Source organism: Nitrosomonas sp. Nm34, from assembly GCF_900113925.1.
In the GTDB taxonomy this organism is placed as follows: Bacteria; Pseudomonadota; Gammaproteobacteria; order Burkholderiales; family Nitrosomonadaceae; genus Nitrosomonas.
Genome location: NZ_FORD01000086.1, coordinates 1 through 8,226 on the forward strand (window position 1 = coordinate 1; position 8,226 = coordinate 8,226).

9 protein-coding genes and 1 pseudogene are annotated in these 8,226 nt (G+C 43.3%); 1 reads left to right on the forward strand and 9 read right to left on the reverse strand.

The features are described from left to right. The 5 genes from BM283_RS16430 to BM283_RS16450 form a co-directional block, all read right to left on the reverse strand. The coding region (locus BM283_RS16430) for an IS630 transposase-related protein (protein ID WP_217646575.1) at nucleotides 1-141 on the reverse strand (141 nt) is incomplete at its 3' end. 411 nt (nucleotides 142-552) lie between these two features. Next, nucleotides 553-897, reverse strand: a complete 345-nt coding sequence (gene smbP / locus BM283_RS16435) for a small metal-binding protein SmbP (protein WP_090695043.1) — start codon at nucleotides 895-897, stop codon at nucleotides 553-555. Nucleotides 898-1,027: 130 nt separating this feature from the next. After that, nucleotides 1,028-1,444 (reverse strand): hypothetical protein, encoded by a 417-nt coding sequence (locus BM283_RS16440; protein WP_090695045.1) that lies wholly within the window; start codon nucleotides 1,442-1,444, stop codon nucleotides 1,028-1,030. 151 nt (nucleotides 1,445-1,595) lie between these two features. Beyond that, complete coding sequence (locus BM283_RS16445) at nucleotides 1,596-2,222, reverse strand: cell wall hydrolase (protein WP_090695048.1); 627 nt, start codon at nucleotides 2,220-2,222, stop codon at nucleotides 1,596-1,598. A 327-nt stretch (nucleotides 2,223-2,549) separates the two neighbouring features. Further along, nucleotides 2,550-2,792: a hypothetical protein gene (locus tag BM283_RS16450; protein ID WP_139225320.1), complete on the reverse strand. Its 243-nt coding sequence runs from the start codon at nucleotides 2,790-2,792 to the stop codon at nucleotides 2,550-2,552. Between the two features lie 600 nt (nucleotides 2,793-3,392). On the opposite strand from BM283_RS16450, the gene BM283_RS16455 reads away from it, so the two are divergent. Next, nucleotides 3,393-3,671 carry a hypothetical protein gene (locus tag BM283_RS16455; protein ID WP_090695053.1) on the forward strand — a complete coding sequence of 93 codons (279 nt, stop codon included), beginning with the start codon at nucleotides 3,393-3,395 and terminating at the stop codon, nucleotides 3,669-3,671. 196 nt (nucleotides 3,672-3,867) lie between these two features. On the opposite strand, the gene BM283_RS16460 is transcribed toward BM283_RS16455, so the two are convergent. The 4 genes and pseudogenes from BM283_RS16460 to BM283_RS16475 all read right to left on the reverse strand — a co-directional run. Continuing rightward, a complete protein-coding gene (locus BM283_RS16460) occupies nucleotides 3,868-6,060 on the reverse strand; it encodes an SF1B family DNA helicase RecD2 (protein ID WP_090695060.1) in 2,193 nt (730 codons plus the stop codon). A gap of 22 nt (nucleotides 6,061-6,082) precedes the next feature. Further along, on the reverse strand, nucleotides 6,083-6,754 hold the full coding sequence (locus tag BM283_RS16465) for an SOS response-associated peptidase (protein WP_090695056.1): 672 nt from the start codon (nucleotides 6,752-6,754) through the stop codon (nucleotides 6,083-6,085). A 330-nt stretch (nucleotides 6,755-7,084) separates the two neighbouring features. Then, nucleotides 7,085-7,831 (reverse strand): hypothetical protein, encoded by a 747-nt coding sequence (locus BM283_RS16470; RefSeq protein ID WP_090695057.1) that lies wholly within the window; start codon nucleotides 7,829-7,831, stop codon nucleotides 7,085-7,087. A 1-nt stretch (nucleotide 7,832) separates the two neighbouring features. Beyond that, a pseudogene (locus BM283_RS16475) lies at nucleotides 7,833-8,226 on the reverse strand (IS5 family transposase); the annotation flags it as partial.

Sequence of the window (8,226 nt, forward strand, 5' to 3'; positions counted from 1 at the left end):
AGGTTTACGATGGATGTTCTTAACCCAGCGCGTCACGCTGGCCACGCCAACATCAAAACGGGCCGCCACCCCGGCTATCGTAAGTCCTTCTTTCTCTCGGACAGACAGGACTTTACGGCGGTAATCTAATGAATATGCCATCTTTACATTATAATCAAAATTATCTGGTTATGCTATACTTGAACACCCGCCATCTTATTCTCCAGACTTCAATGACATATAGCTAAGATGGGCTCAAGCTAAAATAATCAGAAAAAAGGAAGGATGTTCCGTTGAGCAGCTCTTTAGCGGCTACATGCCTTGAGCCATTTTATGCAGGATCAGCTATAGCTTGACTCAAACTAAAAAGTTTCCAGAAGAAACGGGCCGATTTAGCCTATTCCCTCGAAATAGGCTGATAATCAATTTGTGGTTCTATTTGGAGAACAATGTAGGGGTGCTCTAAATTAAGATTTTTAAACCGCCCCAACACGCTGAATTTCTGACACTACCATACCTTTCCATCATAGAGGAAGCGCGCCCTTCATACTAAGGACCTAGTTTTTCCTACAATTAACGACAAGAATCACGCATATGACTCAGTGCATCTTCAGCATGTTTCGCTGTAATTTTGGGATAATTTAATGATGCTTGTTTGATAACTTCTTCTAACGATTTGATAGCTTGATCCATATGCTTGTTATCTTCACCATACTCATTTTTTGCTTCTTTAGCATGTGCCAAGCTTTCTTTTGCATACTGGAGTGCTTCTTTAGTATTTCCCATTTCCGCGTATGCCTGTGCTTTTCCTGCATGCCCCATTGCTTCTGCTACGTGGCAAGCAGCAAATGCATAAACTTGGGTGCTCGAAAGTAACGCCCACATTCCAGTTACTATTATAGTTGTCATCATTTTCATGAAAATTACTCCTTCATATTTCTTTCCTGAATATTGGACTGTTTTGATCACAGTTATTGAGATTTCCACTTATTTATTTGCCTAACTACTTTTTACTGAACGTTCTATTTGTTTGTTGTTCAATTACAGCCTAATTTTCCGTTTTAGGTCCATATTTTTCTTTAAGTTGTGCAAATACTGTTGGCCAACCTAATCCGATCGCAACCGCTGCTTGAGCAGAGGATTGAAATAAGCCTACTAAATTCCCCAAAAAACCAACTATTGATGCCGACAAAAACCACAGGAACCATTCTAGAAGTGTTTCTTTGTTAGTAAAGCTCTGTATTTTTTGTGTGTCATCTATCTTATTTATTTGAATTGCATGATCAACTATCTTTACTAAAATACTTATTACACCACAGCCAAAAACAAAAAACCAAAACTCAAAATTTTTAAATTGATCATAAATGCTTTCATTATTTGCTGCACCTTCAGCATAAATATCATTCCATGCGCCTAATAACAGCAAAAGAACTACCCCATCTAAGGTGGATATTTTTAATTTCATATTTTCCTCAAAATCATCAGGCTAATTCACGAATCTGATAATTTATTTACAGGTCAACTATTTATTATAAAATAAACCAAAATGATACTAATGAAGCATGTATCTACTATATCCTTGGAATGCCTCTTCCGGAACCTGAATGTATCGAGACCTATTTTGCCGCGTCGCTAGGGGGCTTGTAGAAGTCATGCTTGCCCACTTTTACCGTCTTGATATATTTTACAGACCAACTGGGAGATGCGTTATCACGATGATAATATAATGCTCCATTGGTTCGATCCGGTAGTTGCCGATTGAGTGCCTTTCTAGCTATTTCCTTGGCAATCGCATAGGGTTCATCCTCCTCTGCGTCATCTAAGCGGCCATCACACCACCATGAGAATTGGCAGGACCCTTGTTCACGACCTTGCGTGACTACGCCACAAATTGTATTGGGAAAACCTTCATGGCCTAGCCGGTTCATAACAACATTAGCAATGGCTTCCATTCCGTCAGCTCCATCGCCTCTAGCTTCCCAGTAGATGGTTCGTGAAAGACAGGTGATCGCATCATCTAAAGGCTCTTTGCCAGCAGGGTCAACCGCTTGCGCTTCAGGCTTCGTGATGATCTCAGTAGTTAATGGGGAAGTATTGCTATCCTCGGTTGCAGCTTTCTGTTCCAGCACCTCCGCCTTACTCTCAGCAGTTTCAGCTTTCTGTGTTTGATCTGCTGCGATCGCCTGGTCCAGGAGAAGGAGAATGGCGAAAGAGGTTGCAATGTATTTAAAGTGCCTGTTCATTCCGCCTATGGATAAGTTAAATATGACTCTATGTATGATTGATATGTCACATAACGAACAAGTAAAAACCACTATCCCGACCGTAAGCAGCGAGTCATTATGCCGTTTATCTCTTCGGGGCAGCCACCTTTTCCGTTGCTAACTCCTGCTAATCTGCCAAGCCAGTACTCAAGCGATAGACCTGGTGGCAAGATAGACATTTACTCGTCAATTCAGATAATTAATGAATGATTTGATCTTTGTTTATTCCATCCTGGGTATCTGCTGATAATTTATCAAAATCCTCATGCAAACCCATACCCAGCATTTTAAATTCAAGTGGTAGCTTCACCATAAGTAAAGGTGATGCATCGACGGCCATAAACCCATACCCGCTGACTTTGCGGCTTTGGAGACAGCAGTCATATCGTCTTCATGGAGTCCCTTTAATATGCCATTAATAAATAAAAGCAAACTCCTCATCTCAGCTAACACAAACTCCTTTTCCTTAGCATCCAATTGAATGGCATGACGCTCATCCGCGCTGATGGATAAGTTGCCTCGTACAAAATAGAAAGCAAAAGTGCTCACTGCCATCACCCAAGCGCAACAGCTATTTTTCCAACGCTCACATCAATCTCCTTTGACATTCCCTTTCAAGCACGATGCATATCTTTTGTTCAGGTTAAAATCCATGTGCCGCGTTATACGTTAAATATCTCCCGGTCCCCGTTACACTACGGTTTTGATTACCCTTCTCTACCATCATCGTTCCTCCTCCGTTATGAGTAATAATGAACCAGAACTGTTTCTTAAGCAATCTAGTTAGGTTGTCCAGCTTGGTCTGATAAGATAATCTAAATGGTGAACCATATCATCTCGCTACAATCATAAAATGCCAAAAAAACAAACTATACAGCTCAAATTTATAAATCACATAATATACTTAAACACCATGAGTTAGGGATAAGAAAATCAGCAAAAAAACTGACTTCCTTATGCTGAAAAGATTTTCAAAAATTGTTTCTTCATCAGAATCTTCATCAGAAGAATCAGACTCAAGTGGGTATTATAGTGTTGTTTTTTTGTTTAATTCACGGTTGAGAATTAGAATTACGCCTTTCACGAGAAGAAACCCTCGCTTAATATCAGACTCCCTCAAGCTCTTCCAATCGTGATGTGATCATTCTTATGTCGAACTCACGTTATATTAGTGTGGCTGGCGCCAGTGACTATGATGGTAAGATATTTGATCAGATTCGGCCACAATTGCACAACACTGAACCGTATGGCGATAAAGCTTATCAATGGACCGATGCCGAAGATGTCAGACAAGCTCAGAATCTGACTGTCTTGATCCCGGTTAAGAAACACAAAAAGGGTAACATTATCTGGAACTACAGGATCAATGGTTGTCTACAGCGATTTCTCGCGTGCGGCAACCGATTGAAGCATTATTTACCTGGATAAAAGAAAAAAACAGGCATTGAATGTGTGAGTCAAGTTCGTTCTTATAAAAGATTTGTGATGCATGTATTCGCAAAGCTGGCTGTGCGGCTCTGTTTTTTTGGAATTTTTTACGAGTTGGCTCTTAATTCGCATATAAATAATACGGCAAGGTGAAGTTGACAAAGCCAGTTTTGATTTAAAAATGGAATAACATTCCTCAACTATTGAGCCGAGAAATTAAATTGGTTACTCTGCGTTGTGATCGCTGATTCTTAACCGCCATGGCTAGCGCTTTGGGTTGCGCAATCATCACAACCAATTGCTTGCCACGCGTAACACCTGTATAGAGTAAATTTCGCTCCAAAAGCATATAATGCTGCATCGCGAGAGGAATAACCACCGCAGGATATTCGGAGCCTTGCGCCTTATGGATACTGATGGCGTAAGCTAACGAGATTTCATCGAGCTCATTAAACTCGTAATCCACGATGCGCTCATCAAATTGGATCTGCAACAAGCTCTCTTCGATATCGACCGACAGGACGATACCGATATCCCCGTTAAATACTTCCTTATCGTAGTTATTGATCTGCTGAATAACCTTATCGCCTGGCGCATAAATTGAACCGTAACGCATAACCTTAGGTTCACTGGATCCATTCAATCGCTGCTGCAGCTCAATGTTGAGTGAACGCGCACCCAACCCTCCTCGATTCATGGGTGCTAACACTTGTATATCATGAACCGGGTGCAGATTAAACCTCTGCGGTATCCGTTCGAGCACCACTTGCATTAATTTGCTAAAAATCTCTTCTGGCGTCTCAGCATAGATACAATAAAAATCACTCAAACCCTGAGCATGAGTGGTTATGGGTAACAACCCCTGGTTGATCCGGTGCGAATTTGTAATGATTTTTGAAGTACTCGCCTGCCGAAAAATCTCGGTCAACCTGACGGTAGCAATTTTCCCCGAATCAATAATGTCTGCCAGTACTGCGCCCGGCCCTACAGAAGGCAGTTGATCCACATCCCCCACAATCAATAGTGCTGCCTTTGAAGGCACTGCTTTTAACAACTGATTCATCAACGTCACATCCATCATGGATGATTCATCGATTACCAGACAATCCAATTCCAGTAGGAATTCTTCATTATGTTTGAAAGCAAAGATGGCTGGATCAAACTCCAACAGGCGATGAACAGTTTTGGCTTCCAATCCCGTGGATTCAGCCAGCCGTTTGGCCGCTCTGCCAGTAGGCGCACACAGGGCGATTTGGATCTGTTTGGCTTTCAAGATTTTCAGGATACTGTTAACCAACGTGGTCTTGCCCACGCCTGGTCCACCTGTGATGACCGCTACTTTATGCCGTAACATTAATTCGATAGCGGCACGCTGCGAAGCTGACAAAATAAGCCCCGTCTTCTCTTCAACCCAGGGGATAGCCTTGTGCGCATCAATGGTTCCCCACGGAGGCTGGCCTTGATTGAGACGTAGCAGGTGATTAGCACATCCTACTTCCGCTCTATAAAGCGGCGTCAGAAAAATACTTTCTTGTTGATTAATGGCTTCAGCTGTTAGATTGCCTGCAACGAGCTCGGCAGTGATTCCCTCCTCGATAACCGGTGCAGGTATGTCCAGCAGCTTCACCGCCATGTCGCGTAAAGTATCGCGCGCAGCAGCACAATGGCCTTCATTTGACCATTCCTGCAATACATGACGGACACCGGCTTGTGCGCGCATCAAGGAATCTGGCGCAATGCCCAATTTCTGTGCCAGTGTATCGGCTATTTTGAACCCGATACCGTGAATATCTAACGCCAATCGATAGGGATCTTCTCTTACTTTTTCGATAGCCTGTTCACCATAGGTTTTGTAGATACGCACAGAGCGCGATGTGCCGACACCATGCGATTGCAAGAACACCATGATTTCACGGATGACTTTTTGTTCAGCCCAGGCACCGGTAACGCGCTCTAACCGCTTCCGACCAATGCCGGGCAATGTCATTAGCCGATCAGGTGTACATTCAATCACATCAAACACGTCTACACCAAACGCTTTCACTAATTTTCTGGCAAAATGAGGGCCAATTCCTTTGATCATACCGGAACCCAGATACTTCTCAATCCCTTCTAAAGTAGTAGGCGGAACAATCTTGATAGAGACAGATTTAAACTGTTGCCCGTGTTGCCGATCATTGACCCAGAAACCTAGACAATTGATATATTCGCCTGGCGTGACAGAAGCGGCTGAACCAATGACGGTGACGAGTTCTCTCTGACCTTTGACTTTAACTCGCAAAACACAGAAACCGGATGATTCACTGTGAAAAGTCACTCTTTCTACTGATCCCTGCAGTTTTTCTTGAGGATGATCTGTGTCATGCGGTAAATGAGATGAAGCTTTCATCGATAGTTGCCCATTTAGAAATTCATTCATTTACCGGCTGAATTAACTGTTCTCCTTGATTACTTATCCGTCCTACTGCAGGTGACACTGCCCATAACTGCATGTGTTCCGGAGCAAGCGGTTTCATAAGAATAGACATTAAAATATCATCAGGTAGCTGTGAAGGAGTCAGCCAGGTATCCCAAGCTTCGGGAGGAAGTATGACAGGCATGCGATCATGGATGGTACGCATCAATTCGTTACTAGTGGTAGTGATGATGGTACAGCTATTGATAACTACCTTATCTACTGTCGTGGTTTCCCATAATCCTGCGAAGGAGAGCGGACCGTCTTTGGAAGAAATATAGAACGGCTTTTTACTTTTGCTATCTGATGATTGTTTCCACTCGTAGAAACCAGAAGCAGGAATAAGACAGCGCTGCCGACGAAAGGCGTGTTTAAACGTTGGTTTTGTTGCCAGTGATTCGGCACGTGCATTGAGCAGCAAGGGTAGCTTCTTGGTGTCCTTCGCCCAAGGAGGAATCAGCCCCCAATGCATCATTAATCCTTCACGACCAGTAACGCTATCACGAATAACGACGATATCGGTCGAAGGCGCGATGTTATAGCGCGGCTCGATCTCTGGCATCGTTACCGCATGATACCATTTGATCAGGTTGGCACGTGGATAAGCAAGAGCAAAACGTCCGCACATATTGTCATATTGTCAGTCGTCAAATGAGAGTTTTTTACATTGTCAGCCTCATCATTTATTAAAGACATCTCATAGCAATCATCGTTCCCTTTGTACTTATACCATTTCCAAATCAAGAATGACACGAATGCGATCCACAGTCAGTTTTGATTGAGAAATAGAATAAGTAGTTTATGACCCAGGGTCGGCCGTTCCTTTTCAAGCGGAAGATGCTGGTATTGTCCGAGATAGAATGTCTAGTAAAAGAACAACAATATTAACTTCTCCATTCAATTAAGAATATATTCAGTATTTGAAAGAGTATTCTGTGTTTAATTCTCCAAGTTTAGATTATTGCCAGCATTGATCTAAAGCACAAACAAAACCAATTGGGTGATGGGTAAAATGAAGCACTGACATTCGCTCACCGCCATGTGCGTATGCACGGTCTCTGGTAATCCATTCACCGCGTAGCCTCAGCATTGATCCGTTTTGCACCCCTGGAACAGGTCTTGGAAGACCAAGCCGGTCACCAAAACGGATTGAAAGCAAAACTTCCTCCTGATTGGCAATTACCCTCTGAATATCATCATTTACATCTATGTCACCTTCAATCGACTGGGTTACTGTCAACATTACATGCTGATGATGATCTCCACCATTATTATCGATACCGAGGTACTGCGCTACCAAGGCTTCGATTTCAACGACATCTCGTTCGCGACGTTTGTGCATTTGCTTACGACGTGCTTCCAATCCAAGCAAAGCATCTTCCTGTTGTGCCTCAATAGCCTGAGCTCTGGTATAGGCAGTAAGGAATGCCTCGAAACTGTCAAATTGTCCGAAACCAGCCTTGGGTATGCTTGACCTGCACGGATGTTGAATATCAACAAGACCTCGCAGCGGTCGATCAGTCGTTTCTCCTTTAATTACGTCTGCTGTAAGAACATTAGTACCGAATGAAACGCCTGTGCGTTGTTCGAGGCGAGCAACCGAGACTTGGAAATTATTGAAATTACCGGCTGGTAGCCGCTCGAAAGGGATATTATGAGCATATTGTTCTTGACTAACAACATAAGCGCTAGGGCATGTTGACATTTCACATAGGTAGCCACAGATATCCACACGCTATGGCTACCCTACTCTCGTAATTCCGCTTCAGTTTTCGTATCGTGTTGCTATTGCCCGATATGCTTTAGCCGGGCAATAGCATTCTCCAGCCAATGCCGGTATTGATATGAACCCCAATCCATATCTGCACTACTCTTCAGCGAGTTGCGCTTTCCCGGTATCACAGCCTGAGCTCCCTTCTTCGTTATCTGTTCCCGTAACCATTCGCTGTCATAGCCCCTGTCTGCAACTATTGCTTTTGCGTCAGGCAACCTGGCAATCAAATCGGGTGCGGCAGAACAGTCATTGACTTCTCCACCGGTGATTTCAAACTCAACTGGCAAGCCATAACCATCGACCGCTAAATGGATCCTGGTGGTATT